The 22,964-nt window shown below is 38.1% G+C and carries 25 protein-coding genes; 14 read left to right on the top strand and 11 right to left on the bottom strand.

The features are described from left to right. Positions 1–61 precede the first annotated feature (61 nt). The gene (locus M2R48_RS17005) at positions 62–484 is read right to left on the bottom strand and encodes a hypothetical protein (RefSeq protein ID WP_004817681.1); all 423 of its coding nucleotides are present in this window, start codon (positions 482–484) and stop codon (positions 62–64) included. A 533-nt stretch (positions 485–1,017) separates the two neighbouring features. Here M2R48_RS17005 and M2R48_RS16995 point away from each other — a divergent pair. The 3 genes from M2R48_RS16995 (at position 1,018) to M2R48_RS16985 (ending at position 3,186) form a co-directional block, all read left to right on the top strand. Further along, positions 1,018–2,640 carry a mechanosensitive ion channel gene (locus tag M2R48_RS16995; protein ID WP_262086846.1) on the top strand — a complete coding sequence of 541 codons (1,623 nt, stop codon included), beginning with the start codon at positions 1,018–1,020 and terminating at the stop codon, positions 2,638–2,640. Between the two features lie 83 nt (positions 2,641–2,723). After that, a complete protein-coding gene (locus M2R48_RS16990; RefSeq protein WP_004723765.1) occupies positions 2,724–2,888 on the top strand; it encodes a hypothetical protein in 165 nt (54 codons plus the stop codon). Positions 2,889–3,033: 145 nt separating this feature from the next. Then, positions 3,034–3,186 carry a hypothetical protein gene (locus M2R48_RS16985; RefSeq protein WP_004723764.1) on the top strand — a complete coding sequence of 51 codons (153 nt, stop codon included), beginning with the start codon at positions 3,034–3,036 and terminating at the stop codon, positions 3,184–3,186. Positions 3,187–3,356: 170 nt separating this feature from the next. Here M2R48_RS16985 and M2R48_RS16980 read toward each other — a convergent pair whose 3' ends face one another. The 5 genes from M2R48_RS16980 to M2R48_RS16960 form a co-directional block, all read right to left on the bottom strand. Then, positions 3,357–4,556, bottom strand: coding sequence for an NAD(P)/FAD-dependent oxidoreductase (locus M2R48_RS16980; RefSeq protein ID WP_262086845.1), 1,200 nt, complete (start codon positions 4,554–4,556; stop codon positions 3,357–3,359). Positions 4,557–4,636: 80 nt separating this feature from the next. Next, entirely contained in the window at positions 4,637–5,500 is an 864-nt protein-coding gene (locus M2R48_RS16975) for a 1-aminocyclopropane-1-carboxylate deaminase/D-cysteine desulfhydrase (protein ID WP_262086844.1), read from the bottom strand. Positions 5,501–5,661: 161 nt separating this feature from the next. Beyond that, positions 5,662–6,783 (bottom strand): HlyD family secretion protein, encoded by a 1,122-nt coding sequence (locus M2R48_RS16970; RefSeq protein WP_262086843.1) that lies wholly within the window; start codon positions 6,781–6,783, stop codon positions 5,662–5,664. A gap of 75 nt (positions 6,784–6,858) precedes the next feature. Beyond that, complete coding sequence (locus tag M2R48_RS16965; protein WP_004817668.1) at positions 6,859–8,511, bottom strand: MFS transporter; 1,653 nt, start codon at positions 8,509–8,511, stop codon at positions 6,859–6,861. Between the two features lie 11 nt (positions 8,512–8,522). After that, entirely contained in the window at positions 8,523–9,071 is a 549-nt protein-coding gene (locus M2R48_RS16960) for a TetR/AcrR family transcriptional regulator (protein WP_239044984.1), read from the bottom strand. Between the two features lie 209 nt (positions 9,072–9,280). On the opposite strand from M2R48_RS16960, the gene M2R48_RS16955 reads away from it, so the two are divergent. From M2R48_RS16955 to M2R48_RS16935, 5 genes are all read left to right on the top strand, one after another. Next, a complete protein-coding gene (locus M2R48_RS16955) occupies positions 9,281–9,952 on the top strand; it encodes a D-Ala-D-Ala carboxypeptidase family metallohydrolase (protein ID WP_262086842.1) in 672 nt (223 codons plus the stop codon). Between the two features lie 71 nt (positions 9,953–10,023). Further along, entirely contained in the window at positions 10,024–10,659 is a 636-nt protein-coding gene (locus tag M2R48_RS16950; RefSeq protein ID WP_262086841.1) for a hypothetical protein, read from the top strand. A 99-nt stretch (positions 10,660–10,758) separates the two neighbouring features. Continuing rightward, on the top strand, positions 10,759–11,520 hold the full coding sequence (locus M2R48_RS16945) for a class I SAM-dependent methyltransferase (RefSeq protein WP_262086840.1): 762 nt from the start codon (positions 10,759–10,761) through the stop codon (positions 11,518–11,520). 59 nt (positions 11,521–11,579) lie between these two features. Next, positions 11,580–12,140, top strand: coding sequence for a hypothetical protein (locus M2R48_RS16940; protein ID WP_410004182.1), 561 nt, complete (start codon positions 11,580–11,582; stop codon positions 12,138–12,140). Positions 12,141–12,244: 104 nt separating this feature from the next. Further along, a complete protein-coding gene (locus M2R48_RS16935; protein ID WP_004817658.1) occupies positions 12,245–12,418 on the top strand; it encodes an NF038215 family lipoprotein in 174 nt (57 codons plus the stop codon). A gap of 89 nt (positions 12,419–12,507) precedes the next feature. Here the strand turns inward: M2R48_RS16935 and M2R48_RS16930 are convergent, their stop codons facing one another. Beyond that, the gene (locus M2R48_RS16930; protein ID WP_262086838.1) at positions 12,508–14,127 is read right to left on the bottom strand and encodes an oleate hydratase; all 1,620 of its coding nucleotides are present in this window, start codon (positions 14,125–14,127) and stop codon (positions 12,508–12,510) included. Between the two features lie 398 nt (positions 14,128–14,525). Here M2R48_RS16930 and M2R48_RS16925 point away from each other — a divergent pair, with 398 nt between their 5' ends. From M2R48_RS16925 to M2R48_RS16910, 4 genes are all read left to right on the top strand, one after another. Then, positions 14,526–15,149 carry a LysE family translocator gene (locus M2R48_RS16925; protein ID WP_034613803.1) on the top strand — a complete coding sequence of 208 codons (624 nt, stop codon included), beginning with the start codon at positions 14,526–14,528 and terminating at the stop codon, positions 15,147–15,149. A gap of 132 nt (positions 15,150–15,281) precedes the next feature. Continuing rightward, entirely contained in the window at positions 15,282–15,953 is a 672-nt protein-coding gene (locus tag M2R48_RS16920) for a CsgG/HfaB family protein (protein WP_262086837.1), read from the top strand. A gap of 10 nt (positions 15,954–15,963) precedes the next feature. Continuing rightward, positions 15,964–16,341 carry a DUF4810 domain-containing protein gene (locus tag M2R48_RS16915; protein ID WP_105714339.1) on the top strand — a complete coding sequence of 126 codons (378 nt, stop codon included), beginning with the start codon at positions 15,964–15,966 and terminating at the stop codon, positions 16,339–16,341. Beyond that, positions 16,338–17,012 (top strand): DUF799 domain-containing protein, encoded by a 675-nt coding sequence (locus tag M2R48_RS16910; RefSeq protein ID WP_262086836.1) that lies wholly within the window; start codon positions 16,338–16,340, stop codon positions 17,010–17,012. The genes M2R48_RS16915 and M2R48_RS16910 overlap by 4 nt, the downstream gene beginning before the upstream one ends. 79 nt (positions 17,013–17,091) lie before the next feature. Here the strand turns inward: M2R48_RS16910 and M2R48_RS16905 are convergent, their stop codons facing one another. The 4 genes from M2R48_RS16905 to M2R48_RS16890 form a co-directional block, all read right to left on the bottom strand. After that, entirely contained in the window at positions 17,092–17,835 is a 744-nt protein-coding gene (locus tag M2R48_RS16905) for an amino acid ABC transporter ATP-binding protein (protein WP_034613818.1), read from the bottom strand. Positions 17,836–17,848: 13 nt separating this feature from the next. Beyond that, complete coding sequence (locus M2R48_RS16900; RefSeq protein WP_004723739.1) at positions 17,849–18,526, bottom strand: amino acid ABC transporter permease; 678 nt, start codon at positions 18,524–18,526, stop codon at positions 17,849–17,851. Between the two features lie 2 nt (positions 18,527–18,528). Next, positions 18,529–19,371, bottom strand: a complete 843-nt coding sequence (locus tag M2R48_RS16895; protein WP_004817649.1) for an amino acid ABC transporter permease — start codon at positions 19,369–19,371, stop codon at positions 18,529–18,531. A gap of 91 nt (positions 19,372–19,462) precedes the next feature. After that, positions 19,463–20,374, bottom strand: a complete 912-nt coding sequence (locus M2R48_RS16890; protein WP_151801550.1) for an amino acid ABC transporter substrate-binding protein — start codon at positions 20,372–20,374, stop codon at positions 19,463–19,465. 523 nt (positions 20,375–20,897) lie between these two features. On the opposite strand from M2R48_RS16890, the gene M2R48_RS16885 reads away from it, so the two are divergent. Next, positions 20,898–22,346, top strand: a complete 1,449-nt coding sequence (locus M2R48_RS16885) for an RNA polymerase factor sigma-54 (RefSeq protein WP_034613871.1) — start codon at positions 20,898–20,900, stop codon at positions 22,344–22,346. Positions 22,347–22,525: 179 nt separating this feature from the next. Continuing rightward, complete coding sequence (hpf, locus tag M2R48_RS16880; protein WP_034613825.1) at positions 22,526–22,867, top strand: ribosome hibernation-promoting factor, HPF/YfiA family; 342 nt, start codon at positions 22,526–22,528, stop codon at positions 22,865–22,867. Positions 22,868–22,964: the final 97 nt, after the last annotated feature.

Below are 22,964 nucleotides of genomic sequence, written 5' to 3'. Positions count from 1 at the left end.
AAATCTGCGTCAATACAAATAAGCAAAAAATAAATTTTATTTTTAAGCTATGGATATGCTGTTAGTGTACGAACATATCCATAAATTCGCGTAATTCTTGAATGGCAATTTCAATGTCTGTGGTTAACCACGTTGGTTCAAAGATCCCTGCATAATGTTCTAAACGATCTTGAGGCACAACAAGTCGTATCGGGCAGTCTTCTTCAAGTAAACGCCATGGCACGATTGGAACTTCGTTATCCAGAAATGGCACAATATTGCGAATATCAATAATCATCGCATTGATACATTCTGGAAAAGGCATAACGGATAATTCATCTGTACGGCGACGGAAATACTCTAAATCGCCCCATTTTAGAATATAACTTGGCTTATTAAATTCAATAATTCCAATGAGATGATCATCTCTTGAGGTATGTGTGAAGCATTGATGCGTGACATCAGTGTCCAAGTCCAACTCGACACTTTGTCGTTGATAAGCCATATCTACAATAGCCAAAAAATGGGGTACATATTATAGCTCATTTATCTATCAAGAACTGCTCGAATTAAAATTTACTTTTGCTTAAAATATTTTTACACACAGATCACAAATAGCCTGTTAGTATAAAAATACATCAATTCGATGGAGGTGGACGTCATGAAACACGATTTCAATAAACCATCTTATGTAACAAGTACTGAAGATATAACGCATAAGAATCGCTTACCCATTTATATGCTTATTCTTGTGGGGTTATTTCTTGTTTCCTTGCTTGTTTACATGATCGCCGACTGGGTTTAATCCCATTATCCTCTATAAAGATTATATTGATCAGACAAACTCTAGCTGCAAAGCTGGAGTTTTTCATTTTTGCATGCTTTTGTTGTATTTATGCAGTTAAATTTGCTCGTTATATAAGCAATAGATAAAGTAGAAGAGTAATTCATCAAGTATCCAATTCAAATAAAGAATGTTGCTTAAAGTCATTTGAGCACGCTCAGATTGTTATAAATCTATAACTTGAGGAAATAAAAATGAATGAAATTTTACAAACAAGGGGGAGATTTGATGCCATGTATTATTGGGATCAATTCCACCCGATTCTCGCCGCTGTTGCCATCCTTATTGTGGGATGGATTATTGCACTGATTGTTGCAGCAGGAATTAAAAAAATCCTAGAAAAACTAGGTACAAATACAAAATTGTCTTCAGCAACAGGTCATCGTTCAAATATTGAAAGTATTCTTTCTCGAATTGTTTTTTGGGTGGTGATGGTGATTGCGGTGATTGGTGCATTAAATGTACTGAATCTTACCAGCGTAAGCAGTCCATTTAGTTTGATGATCCAGCAATTCTTATTGTTTATTCCACAATTACTGGCTGCCGTAGCCATTGGGTTTATTGGCTGGATTGTGGCAAATCTGGTTAAAGTTGGTTTAAAAAAAGCCTTGGATCGGACTCAACTTGATGAAAAATTAAGTGCCGATGTGGGGGTCAGTCCGATCAGTCAGAATATCGCTGATATTGTGTACTGGCTAATTTTATTGCTGTTCCTACCAATTGTATTATCAATTTTAGGTTTGCAAGGCTTATTGCTTCCAGTGCAGAACATGCTAAATGAAGCAGTCTCTTATATACCAAATATTTTCATTGCGGGTGTCATCGTTTTTGTCGGTTATATCTTGGCAAAAATCCTGCGCGGGATTGTTGAGGGTTTAATCAACAGTCTAAATTTACAAACCCAAATTGAAAAAGTAGGGCTATTTAAAAACTCAAACCAAGGTTTAGCGAAGTTTTTAGGCTCTTTTGTTTTTGCCGTTGTCATAATTACTGCGTTAATTGTGGCTTTTGAAGCACTTGGTATACAAGCTATTTCACAACCAGCAACCGCAATGCTGGGTGAAATCATGTATGCAATTCCACATATTATTGCAGCTGGATTAATTTTAATTGTGGCCTATGTGGTGTCTCGTTTTGTGGGGCGTTTGGTTTCAGAAGTTGTTGCTGGAACGGGTATTGATGAAATTCCTGCAAAATTAGATTTGCAACGCTTTTTAGGTGACACGAAAGTTTCTTGTATCATTGGTTATCTGATTGTTTTCTTTACCATGTTATTTGCTGTTTCCGAAGCGGCAAATCGACTGGGCTTTGAACAAGTTAGTCATTTGATCTCAATGTTTATTTACTTTGGTGCCAACATTTTGTTAGGCGCAGTGATTTTGGTGATTGGTTTCTGGTTGGCCAATATCGTGGCGAATGTGGTGCAGCGTGGTGAATACAATAGCTCAAGATGGTTAGGCAACTTGGTTCGTGTTTTGATCATGGGTCTGGTGATTGCAATGGGTTTAAAAGCCATGGGAATTGCCGATTCGATCGTTAATCTTGCTTTTGGCTTAACCTTGGGTTCTGTGGCAGTTGCTTTTGCATTGGCTTTTGGTCTAGGTGGACGTCAACCTGCAGAACGCGTTTTAACGGATTTAATCGATAAAGCCAAGAAAGAGGCAAATCAACCGAATCCTTTAAAGCAAGAAAATACTTATTCATCACAGCCAAGTGGTACAGACGCTACACAAGTAACCGCAGATACCCCTGCGATTGAAAATGAGTATAAGTCACTTACTGATTCATTGAAACAGGACAAAGATGACCCGAATTAACATTTAAATTCTTTTAAAGATCGATCAGGATTGATGCTTGATCGATCTTTTTATTTTTAGGTCAAAAGTGAGAGGGAATAGAGATGTCTAAGAAAAAGCCAAATAATTTCATTGCACCCATTGTGATTGCAGGAATCACTGTAGGTTTTTTAGCAAGTGCTTATAAGTTTGTGTTTGCAAAACCGAAAAAGCAACCATCCGAAATTGTTAAGCAACAACATGAATCTCAAAACAAATCTCAAGAGTGATTGTGTTTGCAAAGCATGAATTTTATCGGTTTTTTTATAGAAAATAGATAGACATCAGATGATTTATTGTCTAGATTGAATAGGTGAATATGTAGGCAATATAGAACACACTCATCTGATAAATATCATTTTCAAAGGAATTGAAATGAAGATCATCTATTTTTTACACAAAATTCATCAGTCGTTATTTGCAAAAAACCATGATCTAAAGTCGATGGATTTGGCGATTCAACGAGTGACCCAGAAGCAGCAAATCCAGAACCAACTTATCTTATTTAAAACAGATTATCTGGAATAAGCTTTCTATTAGACTTCTTTCATACGTCCTTTTTTAAACCATAAATCAACATAAAAGCGCCCTCATCCTAGCCTTCTCCCAGCAAGAGAAGGCACTTTCATAATACCCATATGATTCACTGCACATGATCATTTTTTGATTTATGAAAGATCTTAATTGATCAGTCTAAATTAAACATATTCTGAAGCGGCATGTGCTGAAGCCCATGCCCACTGAAAATTAAACCCGCCTAAATGACCAGTTACATCTAAAATCTCACCTATAAAAAATAAACCTTTTTGTTTTTTACTTTCCATGGTTTTTGATGAAACTTCAGTGGTGTCGACACCACCTAAAGTGACTTCTGCAGTCCGATAGCCTTCAGTACCAGAGGGTTTGACTTCAAATTGCTGTAATTTATTGGCAATGGTTTCAAGTTTTTCATCACTTAATTGCCCAATCGCCGTTTCAGCCCACTCGGACCAAATGAGATTTTGTAGTTCAATCACCACACTTTTCGGTAAAAGTTCAGTCAGTAAGGTTCTGATTAACACCTTAGGTTGGCTTTGCTTTTTGCGCTTTAAAAAATCAAACAGCTCAAGACTTGGTAAAAAGTTAATATGGAATGCTTGTCCTGCATTCCAATAATTTGAAAGTTGTAATGAGCTTGGACCACTTAAGCCACGATGCGTAAACAACAATGCTTCAGTAAATGCAATTAGCTCGTTAGATAGCGTTGCTTCAACCGCATTGCCACTTAAACGAGTGGTAACTTCTTTAAATTGATCTGAAAAAGTGAAGGGAACTAAACCTGCGCGTGTAGGATAGATGTGGTGACCAAATTGTTTGGCAATTTCATAGCCGATGCCAGAGCCACCCAATGTTGGAATAGATAAGCCTCCTGATGCAACAACAACCGATTCCGCCTGAAAATAGCCTAAATTGGTGGCGACTTGAAAAGTCTGATCGTTAACTGTGTTGATCGCTTTGACTTCACAGCTGGTTTTAATGTCAACATGATGTGTTTTTTCACATTCGTTGAGTAGCATGCTTAAGATTTCTTTTGCGCCATTTAAGGTAAACAGTTGTCCATGTTTGCGTTCTTCATAGTCAATGCCATATTCACAGACCATCCCAATAAAGTCCCAATTGGTATAACGCGTCAGGGCAGAGATGACAAAATGTGGGTTATGTGAAATAAAATTTTCAGGTTCGACATAAAGATTGGTGAAGTTACATTTGCCACCACCTGACATGAGGATTTTTTTACCAATTTTATTGGCTTTCTCAACCACTAAGACCTTACGACCACGGGCAGCTGCTTTTGCCGCAAGCATTAAACCTGAAGCACCCGCGCCGAGGACAATCACATCATATTGGTTAGAAGACATATCACACTCATGGAAACTTTGAGCAGGGGATTATAGACAAATTTAAAGTAATTTTCAGGACAATTATAAATAGGTAGGGTCTAGCTACGTCCTTGCAAGCCACCACTATGCAGAATCAAGATTTTTGCATTTTCTTTAAAGTAACCTTTTGAAATTAAATCAAAAATCCCATAAAACATTTTCCCAGTATAAATCTGTTCAAGCGGAATGCGATATAGCTGCTCAAAGTTGTTTATAAAGCTAACTAATTCAACTGTAGTTTTGGCATAACCTCCAAAACAATAATCATCCAGTATTTTCCAATTGCTTTTATGGGTGAGTTGACTGACATCTTGTTGTAAAAAATCACCTTTAAGTGCTGAAAATCCTAAAATTTCCTGCTGTGATGAACTGGCGTTAATCAGCCCAGTGATTGTGCCACCTGTTCCTACCGCACAGCAAATCACATCATAATGATTTAAATCTTCTGTCGTTAAAATTTCCTGACAACCTTGTATAGCAAGCTCATTGGTTCCACCTTCAGGAATAATATAAGTATCTGGATAATGTTGTGTTAATTCATCGATCCAGTCATGATTATTTTTTTGTCTATATTTTTCACGTGAAACAAAAACTAGCTGCATGCCCAACTGCTGTGCTGTCGTTAGAGTAGGGTTGAGCGGTTTATGCGCTAACTCCTCGCCCCGAATAATCCCGATGCTTTTAAATCCAAATAACTGTGCTGCATAGGCTGTGGCAGCGATATGATTGGAATACGCACCACCGAAAGTCAGCATCTGTTTTAGGCCAAGCTGACGTGCTTCAATCAAATTATATTTGAGTTTAAAAAATTTATTGCCAGAAATTTGTGGATGGATTAGATCAAGCCGTTTAACTGTAAGTTGAACAGATCCAGCAAAATCTAAACTTTGGTAGGGAATAGTTTGGGCAATATGATCAAACATGCTGTTTTTTTAACTGAATGGGTGTGTGTGAGTAGCTTTGAATTAAGCCTGTTCAAGATATTCTAATCAAACCTGTAAAACAAGACAGGTTTGATTGAGTTTCATGTCTATTATTGGGGATAAATTTCTAGGTTTTAACTCAAGCTTTTCACTTAGGCGGATCATTGAGTGCTGGTATCGACGGAAGTCACCACAGACATCCCCGGTCGTAAGAATTCTAAACCTTTTTGATTGGGATCAATAGCAATCCGCACAGAAATACGCTGTACGACCTTGGTAAAATTACCTGTGGTGTTGTCAGGCTTAAGCACACTAAACTCAGCACCAGCAGCAGGTGAAATCTGTTCAATACGGCCAGTAAATTTTTGATGTTTCATAGCATCTACCGTAAATGTTGCTTTTTGCCCGATGTGCATATCAGCAATTTGTGTTTCTTTGAAATTGGCAATCACCCAGGTTTGTTGCGGAATTAGATACATTAACTGGGTGCCAGCTGCAACATATTGTCCCACACGAGGAGTGACTTCGCCCAACTGTCCATCCATCGGTGCTGCAATCACGCTGTAGTCTTTTGTCGTTACCGCTTGATCAAATTGTGCCTTGGCATTGGTGACTTGTGCTTTTAAGCCCGATTGAGCCACTTGAGCTGTTTTTAATGCTTCTTGAGCAACCAATACATTGGCTTCCGCTTGTTTGAGTAAGGCTAAATTATTTTTTACATCCGCAGCTGCTTTGTCTTGTTCTGTTTTAGAGGTTGCGCCAGTATTTCCCAATTGTTGATAACGATTGAGTTGTGCTGTTGAAAGTTCATAACTTGCTTTGGCTTGTTCAACTTTGGCTTGTGCAGCCACAATATCTGCTTTGCGTTGTTCAATCGCTTGGGTTTGATTGGCTAAAGTGGTATTGGCCTGATCAACACCTGCTTCAGCTTGAGTCACTTTCTGATCATAGGTTGTGGTATCAATATGCATTAACGGCTGACCCTTTTTGACATGGTCAAAATCAGTCACCAATACATCTTTGACATAACCATTGATTTGAGAAGATAAAACTGTGGTTCTGCCTTTGATATAACTATTGTCGGTGGATTCTATGCTGCTATCAAAAGGGCCAATTTTCCATGCGCGCATAATCACAGCAATCCCCACCAACAAGACCAAGAGCATCAACAGCAATGTTCTTTTCGCTGTTGGAATAAGCTTACTGGATGGTGGTGGCGCTGTTGCAGGTGCTTGTGGTGGTGTAACTGCTGCTTGCTCTGTTGGTTTTTGATCTTGCGACATAAGAATTCTCAAATATTTTTTAATACATAGCGTGACATCATGGATCATCTGATTTCGGAATAGCCTGAGATCTGTCTAACTGCTATTGAGGACCTGTTGCTGTTTTTTGAGTTGATAGCGTGTCCAAGCAATATTAAAACTACTCCAAATCAACAGTAAAATGGCGAAAATTCCATTTAATGCAATCACATCATTATAGGCACGCACTTGTGCTTCTCGTGTCACAATCTGGTTTAAATTGCGATAAGCTTGGTTCTGTTCAAGTGATGCATCTAAAGTATATTTATTGGCTGCTTGCTGATAGGCCGCAAGTCGTTGCACCACCAATGGATCAGTTGGTGATAAGTCACTGACAATTTCAGCCCGATAATTTTGGGTGCGTAATTGTTGATAGGTTGAAAAGAATGAATTTCCAATTAAACCACCAAAGCTTTGTGTTGCAGAGAACAACACCACAAAAGTGACCATGTGTGATGGGCCTTTTTGTAAGGCATTAATAATCCCTGTCAGCAACAATGGTCCGATAAACATACCACTGGCAAAGCCAACAATAAATTGGCTGCGGTAAAAATTCTCAGGTCGAACATCACTGGTGAGATGATAGTCTAAAGCGCAGGCAATAAGAACCAAGACTACAGCACCGACCAAGTGCCATGAGATGCGTTCTCTTTTAAAGGTCATGGCGCTAAAAACGGTGCCGAGCACAATGCCAAGAAAAATCACGCTATACAAGGTAACGAACTGATCAGGCCCCATGCCCATAGTTTTTAAAAAGTTAACAGCCGCGTAACTTTGCTCAGACATAAGCAAGCGAATCGCCAACGCACCAAATACAAATTTAAGTGTGGTGGCTGAACCTAGCCAACGGGTAATGATAAGCGGATTGACACGGTAATGTTCATAAGTCAGTCCGATAACAATAAGACTGAAACCAGCAATTAAGGCATACCCTAACCATTTGACTTCAAACCACCAAAGGATTGGGCCTTGGGTCAGGACGATACATAGCAGGGCAAAGCCAGGTGCAAGCAAAGCAAAAGTGAAGAAATCCTGTTTTTCAAAGACTTCGATTCTTAAGCTACGTGGTAGTTTTAAAGAAACCACCATAGCCAAACAACATATCGCTAAACCCAGCTCAAAGGTATAGAGCACAATCCAGTCATTTACATCGACCAGAGATGGGGAAATGATCCATGCCAGCGGAATACCTAATTGTTGAAAGCCCAGCGCGAGATAAATTCCTCGCCCAAAGTTTTCTCGTTTAAAGGCTTGCATGATGTAGTACATGCCTAAAGAACTCAGGGGGGCGGCAACCAAACCGCTGATCACACGGACAAACAATGCCATTTCAAAGGTGTGCACAAAGATATGTAGCACCAACACACAAATAAAAAGCACTAAACCAATTTCAGAAAAAAGCCGTAACCCATATTGTTGCCGAGCTTTAAACAGAATCATGTTGGAACTAATATTTGCCATCACATAAGCTGCGGGAATCCATGCAGCTTCCGAAGGCGTTAGCGAGTATTCACCCTGAATAAGTGGTAAATTTGCAGTAATAAAACCATTACTTAAACTGCCTGAGATCGCAACAAACAGGCCAATAAAAAAATAAATCAGCTTTTTATGTGTTGGATGTGCAATAGCCGCAGGCGAGCCTGGTAAGGTTGGACGCTCTTCAGGTGTCCAATCTGGGGCAGGTTCAAGTAAACGTGGCGATTTATCCATAAGTGCCTCAATTACGCCTTGATGCCATCAATCAGTAAGTCAACTGCACGTGTGGCCAGTTGAACTTGTTCTTCGTCAGTTAGCCCTTGAAAGGAAGCTCTTAGAATACCGGTAATTAGCGCATAATCTTTTGGGGTAAGATCTGGTCGGCAAATATGATGGGCAATGGCTTGATCAATCAGCGGTTGAAGAATTGCGTCACGCCGTTGATAAATATCCACCATACTTGGGTCATTACGATCAATCACACGCCAATATTCCATCAAGGCGGTGAGATAAGGCAGATTCTCGACATGATTGCGAATTAACCGAATCAAACCATCAGGATATTCTGAAAAGCTTTTTGCCCGTTCATCTAGACGAGTTAATGCTTGTTCCATCAAGGCGATGACCAACTCACGGCGATCTTTAAAATTACGATAAAAGGTTGCCCGTCCAACGCCAGCTTCATCAATCACAAGCTGTAATGGCGCACGAATCCCTTGTTTACGGAATATTTTCAGTGCAGCATTAAGCAAATCTTCGCGATTTTGTGCCGCTTGTTTTTGACGTATACGCATAGGGGAAATTGCATTAAATTTTATTCTGATATTTAACGGACATTTTTGTCCGATGTAAATTACTAACTCTGTGGATTTTTGTAAATAGCAGCTTTAAAGTTGATTAGATTGGTTAGAATGACTTAGGTCAATGATTAATAAATCGTATAAATAGGTTTAGATTTCTAAATATTTACCCTTTAAAATAAAACAATAAGTGTGCTGAAATTGTGAAAATTTTTAAAAATATTGTTATTTCGATCTGCTGCATCGGTGTATTGGCGTTAAATGCCTGTACGCCATCTGAGAAAAAAGCAGATCCGGCTGCATCTTCAAGAAAATCATCAGATCAACAGATTGAACAACAATTCAAGCTTTGGAAGGCGCAACAAGACCCCCAATTATTGGCGGATTATTATCAGTTTATGTCGCAGTATTTAAAACATCCGCCTAGTCTGATGGAGCTGACAACCAGCCGAAACTATATGCCGGAACAGTGTTATTCAAAACGTTTTGCCATCCCGCCTAAAGCCTTTTGGAAAAATGTGGTGAGTAGTTTGCAATTGGTGGAAAAGTTAAATCGAAATGAATATTTTAAAACATATACGATTTCAGCAATCTATCGTGCCCCTGAATTAAATAAATGCATAGGTGGGGCGGAAAAAAGTAAACATTTAAGTAATTATGCAGTTGATTTTCATGTGCTATCACCCAAAGAATCCATTAAAAAAGATCGCGAATTATTAGTTAAAAAAATGTGTCATTTTTGGCAAGTGGAAGGCAAAAGTTATAAAATGGGTTTAGGCGTTTATGGTAATAATCGCTATCATATTGATACCCAAGGATATCGTACTTGGGGTAAGGACTTTAAATCGAAAAGTTCGCCGTGTTTAAAAAGTTAAAATTGTATTTTTGAGCAAGAATTGAACTTGAATCTATATTAAAAAATGCTGAAATATTGGGAACGTTATTTATGTTGAAAATAATAAAGGGTTGTTTATTTGCTCTGCCTTTTTTCAGTAGTTATTCTGTTTTTGCGCAAGCTGATGCTGCTGTCGAAGTTGACCCTGAATACGAAGTATTGGGCCGTGCAGGGAAACTGAAAATTCAAAAAGAGTCTTGCACTCAGCTTGGTTCTAGTTGTGACTATGTACTCTATGATGCTAAAGGAAAGAAGCAGGTATTAATGGAAAAATGGAGTAAAACCGCAAACGTTTATCAATTTAATCCAAATTTAATGGGGTTTTTGTTGGGGCTAACAGGAAGTGAGTATAATCTCACTGTGATTAACGATAAAAACCAACAAAAAGATTATAGTAGTTTTCTTGCGATGAATGGGCAGCAAAGTTGTTTTGTAACTTTTGAGTCGAATTTAAAAAATATGCCGAATTCATTGGTATTTTATAGCATTCCTGATTTTCGGGTACGTTTAGTGCTCAACAACAAAGTGCCGCAATTTAAAAAGCTGAACTATCCTGCAACGGCAAATTTTGAGGATAATGGTGATTTTTCATTTAACTATAATATTAAGGTCGGAAACGAGATGGAGGTACAGGATGTTATCATTCAAAACCCTTGTCAGTCTGATTATCGAGTGATCATGAGTTAATATAAATAAAATAAAGTTATTAATTTTATTAAAATTCATCATTTTTATTTTTGTATTGAGTTGTCTATTGTCATTTTATTCAACAACAAGGACATGAAAATGACCACTCAACAGCAAGTTAATCAGGCACAATATCAAAATAAATCAGAAGCATACTTAAATAGCCAAGTACATGCACAAGGCATTGAGTTTGAAAAAATGCAAAATTTAATCCAACAACATCAATTCAAACGAGTTTTGGATCTAGGCTGTGGTGGTGGGCATGTCACGTATCAGATTGCGGCATTCACTGAGCAAGTAATTGCCTATGATATTACGCCTGAAATGGTCAATCTTGTGACCACGCAATCTCAACAAAAGGGATTCGATCATGTCATAGGGCAGGTTGGTGCAGCAGAGCAATTGGATTTTCCTGTTGAGCATTTTGATTGTGTGATCAGTCGTTATTCTGCGCATCATTGGCAAAGTATCACTCAAGCGATTGATGAAATTTATCGTGTATTACGTGCTGATGGCAAAGTGATCCTATTTGATATTATTGGCAATTCTAATCCAATTTTAGACACCTTTATTCAGACCATAGAAACCATTCGTGATCCAAGCCATGTTCGAAATTATAGTTTGGCGGAATGGGTACAAATCGTAGAACAAGCAGGCTTTAAGGTAGAAACCATTGAAAAGCAAAGTTTACAGTTAAATTTTCAAAGTTGGGTGGAGCGTATGCAAACACCAGTAGAGGGTATCCATACCATTCGCTATTTACAGTCCAAAGCCGCTGATCAAGTACAACAGTATTATCAGATTCAGCAAGATGGTACATTTACCAGTGAAGCTGTATATTTGGTATTGAGTAAAACTTGATTAGAAACCTGATGTCAAAAAAAATAATCAATACAATAGTTCCGATATTATTTAGCATGATGGCTTATTCCAGTAGTGGTTATGCCGAGCAGATTCATCGCACAGTGGCCAAGATAGGACAATTTTCAGTTATTCAGCAAACATGCGATGAAGATGCAAATGATCATTGTGATTTTGTACTCTATGAAGGTGATGATTATAGATTGCCGTTGGTCGTAGATTGGGAGCGTGGTTTAAATGTTGAAAACCAAACCGAGGATTTCTTGCATTTAAGCTATGGCTATACCTTTAATGTTCATCATAGTCTTTTCATCTCGAAGGCGGGGATCGTTCAGGCTTTAGACAACGTTGTTGCTGTGGATGAAAACACTGGGTGTATCGCTCGATTTGAATTAAAAGATGCGCCTACGATTATTTTCCAAAAAGCATTTACCGCGAAAATTTTAAACAAAATTCAACTTCAACCAAAGCAATACCCTAACATTGAGTCTGTAAGCGTAGATGCTTTTCAATATTTTAGTGACATGGAATTTGATGGAAATGGTGGCTTTCACTATCGTTACAAAAATAAAAATGGTGAAGATCAAGCTGTTTTAATGATACATCCTTGTGACGTATAACCACTTTCTATAGATAGACACCTTTTGAAATAAAAAATAGCTGTATTTTTAATCAGAACTGTTATGCTCGAACTATAAATAAAACAAAAAATGGAGGAGATGCCATGAAAAAGCTATCCATCAGTTTGAGTGTAATACTTGCAGTATTTTTGGCTGGGTGTGAAAAGAAACCACCTACACCAACAAAAACTGAAGTTCGTTCAATCCATATCGCTGGTATGCCTGTGTATGAAAAAGACTATCGTCTCAGTGCTCGTTCAGTGGATTCACAACCCTGATTTTTATTCAAAATATAAAAACGAGTGCATCAAAAGAGCATGCACTCGTTTGGTTTTAATTCAATTTAACTCAGTTGATTTTAAATGAATTAATGAAAAACAGTTTCTAACGCTTTTAATCCGACTTTAGGATCAAGTAATCCATTATAGATCTCAGGAATTTCACGTTCTACGTCAAAGAACTCATAAATTGCAATCATGGCACCACGAACAGAATATTCAACAGTAAAAACCACATCATCTTCAATTTCAACAAATTGCCCCAAGAATGCGAAGTTTTTTGCGCCTTGTGGAATAACCTGTGGGCGGTCACCAGGCTTACGGCAAGCAAATAAAGCCGATGCATAAGGCATCATAGCTGTTGTTACAATGGTGTTTGCTAGAACATGCTCAAGAATGTCATCAAAGCCGAGTTGTAGAATCAGTTCAGTGAGTATTTCGTTGCCTGTTGCTTGTGACATCGGTTTTTTGATGTAATCACCTGTTTGATCAATTTGGAAACCATAGCCCCAGAGGGTAAAGGTGCCTTCTGGTAAATTTGCAAAATGCGGTTGAGCAGGCACCACAATCGATAAATGCCAGCCAGATTCAAACCAAGTCATCAGTGCCCCAGTACCTGGCTGGTTACCTGTGTAATCAATGATGCGATTTAACAGAACATCATCTGTCATGGTGAGTGTAAAAGACTCCCATTTATGTTCATCAATGTTGCCGTAAAAGGTCATTGGTCGGCCAAAGTCAGGTGCTTTTTTCGCAAGGGTTTCCCATAATGTCCAACCATGATCAAGTCGATCACGAATAAGCGCTGGAACATCATCATTCCCAGCATAACGGGAATCTGCTGTAATTGAACCTAAAGTAAATATGGCAAGATCATTTTCTTGAAGGTTGATTTGCTCAGTACCTTCAGGAAGGTTGACATACAAGCGTGTTGCACGACGTTCTAGGGTTGCTTCATCGGTTTGAAAGTCTGCATCTGTCACATAATTGCCAAAACGAACATCTACGCCTTGTTCAAGCAACCAACGTTGTAGCGGCAAAATCATGGAATCATATTGGTTGTATTTGGTTCTTTTTACCCCAGCGAGGGTATGAATACGTGGTAACTCTTGGATAAAGCGTAAGAAATAGCGACGAAGTTCTGCTGCACTGTGCCATTTTTGAAAGGCAAATGTAGTACGCCACATACGCCAAAAGTTCGTTTCAAAGAAGGTCTCATCGAAAAATTCATCAATACGGCGGCTGCCAATTTTTTCTTCTTTTGCTGCCAATAAGCGTAACATTTGCGCGCGATGGCGTGTATTTAAACCCAGTTTAGCGGCATCTGAAATCACATGCTGCGCATCAATTAAACGGGCTTGTGCATGGGTTTTGATTTGCTCATTGAACTCACGACATTCTTCACGAACAGAAATTTCAGGATTTTCTAAGGATGGAATACTCGAAAATAAGTCCCAAAGACATAAATATGTTTCATCTGTCAGCATCCGCCCACCACGGGTAACCCATGCTTGTGCAGCATGTGGCGTGTGACCGCCATCCATTGAACCACCTGAGACATCTAACTCTTCGAGAATGTGAATATTTTTAGCTGGTACTTTGGCATCACGTATAGCAAATGCAGCAGCTGCCATTCCAGCAATTCCACCGCCAATGATCCACAAATGTGCTTGGCTTGCATCTAAACGGTTGGTTTTGTTGTTGTGCATTTTTTACCCCTGAGTATAAATATTGATTTTGGATAATTTAAAACCATAGTTTTATTATGGTTTTTTATAGCCTATAAATACATGAAAATGGAAGTTAATTTTTGTGATTTATATGGTCTATTTTATGGCTTTTTAGGATATTTTATATACCTTGATGATTTTATTGATATAATTAAGATATTGAAAAATAAATTTTTTATTGAGTTTTTACTCTAAAATATCTGTTTGATCTAAGTATGATGATAATACACAAGTGTATTTAAATTTATGATTGAAATTTTGATGAGTTTGCATTGAATAAAAGTGTAATCGCGAAATAATAAAGATTTTTATATCTTCAAAAATCGGTTGTAGCGTAAAATATCTATTCTTAAAAATAGTCTGGGTCGGGGTGTCTCTTGGAATCATTATTGATTTTAGGTTCAATTGCATTGGCATTAATGCTAGGTGCAATTAGCCCTGGTCCTACATTTGTTTATGTGGCTAAAAATTCAATTGCGATTTCTCGTAAACATGGTTTGTTTACCGCTTTAGGGACAGGCACGGGCGCAGCTTTATTTGGTTTTTTAGCTGTAATGGGATTACAGGCAATCTTATTGGCTGTACCTTCTGCATATTTAGCTTTAAAAATTTGTGGTGGTCTGTATTTACTTTGGCTGGCTTATAAAATTATTAAACATGCTAAAGATCCTATGGCGCAGGCATCTGACTCATCCACGGTGATGAGTTATCAACAAGCGTTTCGTTTAGGTTTAATTACCCAGTTAAGTAATCCTAAAATTGCGATTATTTTAGCCAGTATTTTTACGGCGCTTTTACCCAAAGACATTCCAACGTATTTTTATTTTGTTTTGCCTATCTTGTGCTTCTTTATCGATGCAGGCTGGTATTCACTGGTTGCTGTTGCGCTTTCAGCGGAAAAGCCGCGCCGTGTTTATTTGAAGTTTAAAAAAGTCTTCGATCGAGTCGCGGGTGGTGTCATGACCTTACTCGGTTTAAAGCTAATTTTTGGTATGAAATGATTGTTTTTACGAGTAAAAATGGTCATGGATTTTATCAGCAGATCTTGTTTGTTAAAAATTAATTAACAGTATGTTTAGTTTATGTTATATATTTATTCATTATAATGGTTTAGACCTTAGAGAGATGTAATTTTGAAAAAAATATTATTGATTGCTGCCTTAAATGGCTTGGTACTTACTGCTTGTTCTACCACTGAAAGCTCTAAAACCATCCAAGCTCCTCAAGTGGCTGCTGTGACTTCAGCGGTAAAATATTCAGGTGCGAAAACAGCAGTTTCGATTGGTAAGTTTGATAACCGCTCAAGTTATATGCGCGGTATCTTCTCTGATAATGTCGATCGTTTAGGCGGTCAAGCAAAAACGATTTTAGAAACGCACTTGCAACAAACAGGATATTTTTCAGTCTTAAATCGAGACAATTTATCAGAGCTGCAACAAGAGGCTGGTTTTGGTAAATCATCTCAATCCATTAAGGGCGCACGTTATGTGCTCACTGGGGATGTATCTGAATTTGGGCGCAAAGAAGTGGGTGACCATCAATTGTTTGGGCTATTAGGGCGTGGTAAAACTCAAATTGCCTATGCAAAAGTCAATATTAATGTTGTTGATGTAAATACAGCAGAAGTTGTCCATTCTGTGCAGGGTGCAGGTGAATATGCGCTCAGTGAACGCGAAATTTTAGGTTTTGGTTCTACAGCATCTTATGACTCAACCTTAAATGGTAAGGTTTTAGATCTGGCTGTACGCGAAGCAGTTAATCACCTTGTCACAGATATTCAAACAAACAAGTGGTCCGTACAATAGGTTTGAATGAATGAAACGGGTTTTATTATTCTTAAGTTTTTTTACAACGCTAACTTTGGTTGGGTGTGCATCTGGACCACAGTCTTTATATAGTTGGGGCGGGTATCCACAGCAAACCTATTTAATGCTGGCGGTTCCAGAAAAAACTTCGCCTCAGCAACAAATTTTAGCGCTTGAAAAAGATGTTGAGAAAGCAAAAGCAAAAAATGCTGCAGTGCCACCAGGTTTATATGCACATTTGGGGCTGTTAAATCTTAATATTCAAAATGGTCCACGTGCAATTGAATATTTTGAGTTAGAGCGCCAAATTTATCCTGAGTCAACCGTATTGATGGATCGTTTATTGAAGAAAATGACCACTCAATCGACTGAGGTAAATCCCAAATGAAAAATATGAAACAATTATTCGTACTTGGTTTACTGATGATGCTTTTCACCGGTTGTGCGGTATCACCTAAGCAGAATCGTGATTTAGCAGCATATCGTGAGCATATCCCTAAGTCGATTTTGGTACTTCCTCCAATCAATGAGTCTCCTGATACACGTGCAACCTATGGGTATTGGTCAACAGTAACATTGCCTGTGGCTGAGGCTGGTTATTATGTATTTCCAATTTCTGTTGTTGACACCATGTTTAAAGAGAATGGGGTGACCAATGGATTTGATGCTCAAGCAATTCCTCCGCAAAAGTTAAAAGAGATTTTCGGAGCGGACGCTGCGTTATATATTAAAGTTAAAGAGTATGGTTCTAAATATCAGGTGATTCAATCTGTAGCAGCAGTTGCAGTAGAAGCCAAACTTGTAGATTTGCAAACTGGCACATTACTTTGGCAAGATGAACAGCGACTTCAGCAAGCCAATGATAATAGCAATGCGGGTTTGATTGGTGCGTTGGTTGGTGCTTTAGTTGATCAAATATCCAATCATCTGTCAGACAAGGCCTATACTTTATCCAGTACTGTAAGTTCGCAATTATATTCACCGAGTATAAATCAGCAAAAAGGTCTGTTATATGGACCACGTTCGCCAAACTTTAGCCAAAATGCAGTGAAACCTTAAGCACTGGTATTGTTTGTGAGTATTAAATAAAAACCCCAATTTAGAAATTGGGGTTTTTATGTTTAACGCATATTGCTGATTAGTGCACCATAGAAATCTTGTCTAAGAAGAATTTGGTTCTTTCATGACGCTCATCAGGCTTATTAAAGAAGTCATTTGTTGCACAGTCTTCCAAAATTTTGCCTTGATCCATGAAAATAACTCGGCTTGAGACTTTACGAGCAAAGCCCATCTCATGAGTTACACACATCATGGTCATGCCTTCTTTTGCCAATTGACTCATGACTTCAAGCACTTCACCCACCATTTCAGGGTCTAATGCCGAAGTAGGTTCATCAAATAACATGCAGACTGGATCCATACATAGACCACGGGCAATCGCAACACGCTGTTGCTGACCACCAGACAGTTGCCCTGGAAACTTATTTTTGTGAGCTGCCAGACCAACGCGATCTAAATATTGCAACGCTTTTTTCTCAGCCTCTGCTTTAGAACGATTTAAAACCTTAAGTTGCCCAATGGTTAAATTATCCAAAACAGTCATATGTGGGAACAATTCAAAATGCTGGAATACCATTCCCACACGAGAACGGAATTTTGCCAGATCAGTTTTTGAGTCTTTTAAGGCTGTTCCATCAACAACAATATTGCCTTCTTGGAACGGTTCTAATGCATTTACAGTTTTAATCAGTGTGGATTTACCAGAACCTGAAGGTCCACACACCACGACAACTTCACCTTTTTCAATTGAAGTGGTGCAATCTGTAAGAACTTGAAAATCTCCATACCATTTTGAGATATGTTGTATTTCTATCATTGGCATATTGATTCTCCAATTATCGAATTATTGCTATTTTTTGATGTAAACGCTTCACAAGTCGTGAAAGCGCAAAGGAGATACAGAAGTAAACAACAGCTACAATTAGGTAGAAAGTTGCTTTGGTTTCAGCACCGTAGGTATTTGCTAAGGTATTGGCATTGCCCAAGAAGTCTGGCGCACTAATCACGTAAACTAAGGATACGTCTTGGAAAAGTACGATAGATTGAGTCAAAATGACAGGTAGCATGTTTCTAAAAGCTTGTGGCAACACCACATTGGACATGGTTTGTCCATAGGTGAAACCAAGTGCATAACCTGCATTGACCTGACCTTTAGAAACAGACTGAATCCCTGAACGGACAATTTCTGAAAAGAATGCAGCTTCAAAAATTGCAAAGGTCACCACACTTGAAAACAGTGGGCCATAATAGGTATCTGACTGAAACTCAAAAATCTTTGGCAATAAGAAATAGAAAATGAAGATCACTTGAATCAGTGGTACACCACGGAAGAAATCGACATAAACTTTAGCAAAATTACTGGCAACTTTATTGTTGGATAAACGCATCATGGCCAAAGGTGTGCCAATCAGAATCCCGCCAATAATTGATAAAATCGTCACCGTAACGGTAAATTTAAACCCTGCGATCAGCGTTTGAATAACATCTTGATTTTGTAAAATACTAAAATCCATGACTATTTACCCCCCGAGCCTAGACCAGGAACAGCCATACGTTTTTCAATCCAAGCCATGATCAACTTAATGGTATAGGTAATGACTAAGTAAACTGGTGTCGAAAGAATAAGAATAACAATATCTTGGGATGTTTCTTCACGCATGGTTTTGGTATAAGCAAAGAAGTTCAAAACACTCAGTGCATACAGTACAGCAGAGTTTTTGAAAATATTCATTGCTTCAGAGGTGAGCGTTGGCCAAACAATACGATAAGCGACAGGCAGAATGACATAGCGATAGCTTTGGCTTTGATTTAAACCAATTGCAAAAGCCGCATTTTTTTGTCCATTTGAAACTGTATTAATGCCTGAGCGCACTTGTTCAGCGATACGTGCTGCGGTGTATAGACCGAGTGCAAACACCCCAACCACTGCGGGATTATCATTGAGAATATTTTGCCACCAGCCACCATTAACCATCTCTCCACTACCAGTACTTAAGCTGAGTGGTAGTAATTGTGGGAATACGAATGCCCAGAAAAATAGTTGTACGATCAGCGGGATATTTCGGAAAAGTTCGACATAGCAAGTACCAATAAATGAAAGTGGTTTATTGGGTAATGTACGTAAAATTCCGATCAGAGAACCAAGAAGAAATGCAATGAAAAATGCAGCAATCGCGGTCCAGACCATGGTCCAAACACCTGAGCCTAGGAGTTGTAGCCAGGTTGGTGCATCTGCAACAGGGGAGTAACTTTCACCACCAATCGCTTTACAGACAGATTCAGCCCATGCAGCTTTATCAAGACTATATTCATTCGAGGGGAGACAATATGCTGTCCAGTTAAGTGAGCCTACGGACATGTGTGCTCCTTGTATTTTTAATTTTATAAAAATTTATAGACCAGACTTTAAACCTAATCTGATCTATAAACCGTTGTTTTAAACTACATTATTAGTTAATACCAGCATCCGTAGGATTGGCTTTAAGCTTTAAATATGATGAGCTCATTGGCATATTTAAATTGACATTTTTAGGTGCGATTGGTGACTGGAACCATTTTTTATATAGCGCCGCCATTTGACCATTTTTCCACATTGTTGTTACTGTTTTATCTGCGATTGCTTTATACGCCGCATCGCCTTTCGGTAACATAATGCCGTACGGCTCAGAAGAAAGTACTGGACCTACAATTTTAAAGTCTTTTGGATTTGATGATTTTGCAATTAACCCTGCAAGAATATTGTCATCCATCACAAATGCTGCAGCACGGCCAGAAGCGACCATGGCAAATGAGTCTGAGTGGTCTTTACCGTAAACGTTGTTTACATTGACTTTTTCGCCTTTCTCACCCATTTTGATGTATTTGTCAGATGTCGTCCCTTGGGTGGTCACAACTGCTTTACCATTTAAATCGGCGATTGTTTTAATTGGTGCATTGGCTTTAACTGCCATGCGTACTTCTGTTGCATAATAGTTGGTTGAGAAGCTCACTTGTTGTTGGCGTTGAACAGAGTTTGTCGTTGTACCACACTCCATATCGATATTACCTGCCAACATTTCTGGAATACGCGTAGAAGAGGTAACCGCTTTATATTCAACTTTAAGATTTGGCATCTTGAGCGTTTTTTTCAGCTCATTGGCAAAGTTATTACAAATATCAACAGCGTATCCCATTGGTTTACCACCAATCACATAGGAAATCGGATCAGATGACTCACGGTAACCAATGATCACTTTCCCTGATTGTTTGATCTTTGCTAATGTATCTGCTGCTTGAACCTGTGAAAAAGCACCGCCAGCCATAAGTACACCAAGCGCTGTGGTTAAAACTTTTTTTGATAGTGTTTTTGTAGATAGTGTCATTTGAGTTCTCCATTACATGATTTTTTTGGCAGTTTAAGCCGCTCGTTTCTAAAATTAAGCAGTTATCGTGCCAAACCTTTTCCTTGAAACTACGATTCATCATATTTCTTTATATCATTATTTTTATACTCACTATTCCAATAAGTAAAGGATAAAAATAATAAATTTCACAAACTAGAAATGTGACTGGTCTCACAAAGTGGAACCTATTTTATTTAAATATTTTGAAATAAATAGCCCTAAAGCCATTTATTTTTGCTTATAGGTTTTAAATCTCTATTTATATAATTGATGACTATTTCAACAGATCTGGATCGAAGGTCTTTTTTAAAAATTGAATAAAAAAACGACATAATTGAAATTTACCTTTAATTGATAAATAACAAACATTTTTATGTAAGGTATTCATTTTTTTTACTAGTCCTAAACCATTTCCTGTGATATAAAAAATCAATAGGCATGAATTTTGCATTGCTTATTCACATAAGATGAAATGAAATAATACAGTGTGGGAATTATGGGTATGAAGTTATCGGTTGGATTAAAAGTTGCAAATTCGTTGTCGCTTACGCCACAACTGCAACAAGCCATTCGATTACTGCAATTATCGAGTTTGGAGCTTGAGCAAGAAATTCAAATTCAACTTGATAGTAATCCTTTGCTTGAAAAAGTTGAAGAAGAGACACATGAAAGCCCTGAAAATGTAAAACAAGAACAACAAGAATATGAGCTTTCAGATTCTTTAAATGCCAACCATTTACCCGATGAGCTGCCTGTAGATACAGATTGGGATGATGTCTATACCCATCAATCAACTGCAATGGAGCGCCCTGAGTTTGAGGATCGGGAAGACAATCGTCATTCAGAAGCATCATTAAAAGAACATATGTTGGGGCAAGTCAATTTATTGCATTTTTCTCCAGTGGATAAGTTAATTGCATATTGCATTGTCGATGCTTTAGATGAAAAAGGATTTTTGGCTGCCGATATTGAAGAAATTGTTAGCTCAGTACAGCATCTACTACAACAAATGGATTATGACATTGAGGTTGAAGAGGATGAGGTTTTGGTTGTTTTAAAACATATCCAACGCTTAGAACCGATTGGTATTGGTGCTCGTAGTCTTGCAGAATGTCTTTTTGTACAAATTGAGGCTTTAGCTACCACTACACTGTTTAGGAAAGAAGCGCTAATGTTGTTGAAACATTATGAGCTTTTGGTCAGTAATGACTTGAATAAACTGATTAAGCAAACGGGTTTAAATGCTGAGTTATTAAAGTCAGCAATTGATTTATTGAAAACCCTTAAACCTTATCCGGGTGCTGAATTTGAGCAAAAAGAATCAGATTATCAAATTCCTGATGTGGTGGTGTCTAAGAAAAATGACCATTGGTATGTTCAACTGAACCCAGATATTTTACCAAAACTTCGAATTAACTCATTTTATTCAGGCATGATTAAACGTGCTGATCAAAGTGACGATAACCAGTATTTACGCAATCAAATGCTTGAAGCGAAAAACTTTATTAAAAGTGTTGATGAGCGTCATAAAACTTTATTAAAAGTCGCAAGTTGCATTGTGCAACATCAACGTGAGTTTTTAGAAATCGGTGCTGAAGGAATGAAACCTTTGGTCTTGCGAGATGTTGCAGAAGAAGTTGAATTGCATGAGTCAACAGTTTCCCGTGTCACCACCAATAAGTTTTTACTGACACCTCGTGGTCTATTTGAGCTGAAATATTTCTTTTCTAGCCATGTTGGAACAACTTCTGGAGGAGAAGCATCGTCAACAGCCATTCGAGCAAAAATCAAAAAGCTTGTTGCAGATGAAAACCCACGTAAGCCGTTGTCAGACAATACAATTGCCAATTTATTAAAAGAAGAGGGGATAGATGTGGCACGACGGACAGTCGCAAAATATCGTGAATCGTTACATATTCCGTCTTCATCTGACCGAAAAGTGTTGATCTAAATTTTAAAGTGTGGCTATTCTAATTGTTCATTATGACGAAATAATGAATCGCTTTTTGTCTTTTGGAGTAACTTAAATGATTGCATGATATTGAGCACAGTTTTTTCCTTGGTGAATGCTGTCATGAGATCGTTTGGGTTATGACTTTCATATTCCTATATAAGGAGAGGGATAAAGCTATGCAAATTACAATCCGTGGACATCACTTAAGTATTACACCAGCAATAGAAGAAAATATTCGAGATCGATTTGCCCAGATGACCAAGCATATTGATCAGGTCAATAGTATGCAGGTCAAGCTGAGTAAAGATCATCAATTGGATAAAAGATCAAAAAAAGGCAGTGCAAATCATATTGCTGAGGCAATTGTTCGTTTGCCAGGGATAGAGCTTTTCGCCCAAGCGAGCGCTGATGATATGTATAATGCGATTACAAAATTGACAGATAAATTAAAAAGGCAATTAGATAAGCATCGAAAAATGCAGTTGGATTATCAACCAATGGAAGTTTTAGCGACATAAAATTGATATTTTTAAAAGAGGTTGAAAAGACCTCTTTTTTTTATCTATATTTTTTGTACAAGTTAATGAATTATTTCGGTGAGTTATAGTAAAATAT

Origin of the sequence: Acinetobacter sp. I-MWF (assembly GCF_025433935.1) — a bacterium.
In the GTDB taxonomy this organism is placed as follows: Bacteria; Pseudomonadota; Gammaproteobacteria; order Pseudomonadales; family Moraxellaceae; genus Acinetobacter; species Acinetobacter guillouiae.
Note: the sequence above shows the minus strand (reverse complement) of the source record. Positions and strands in the feature narration are given on the sequence as shown.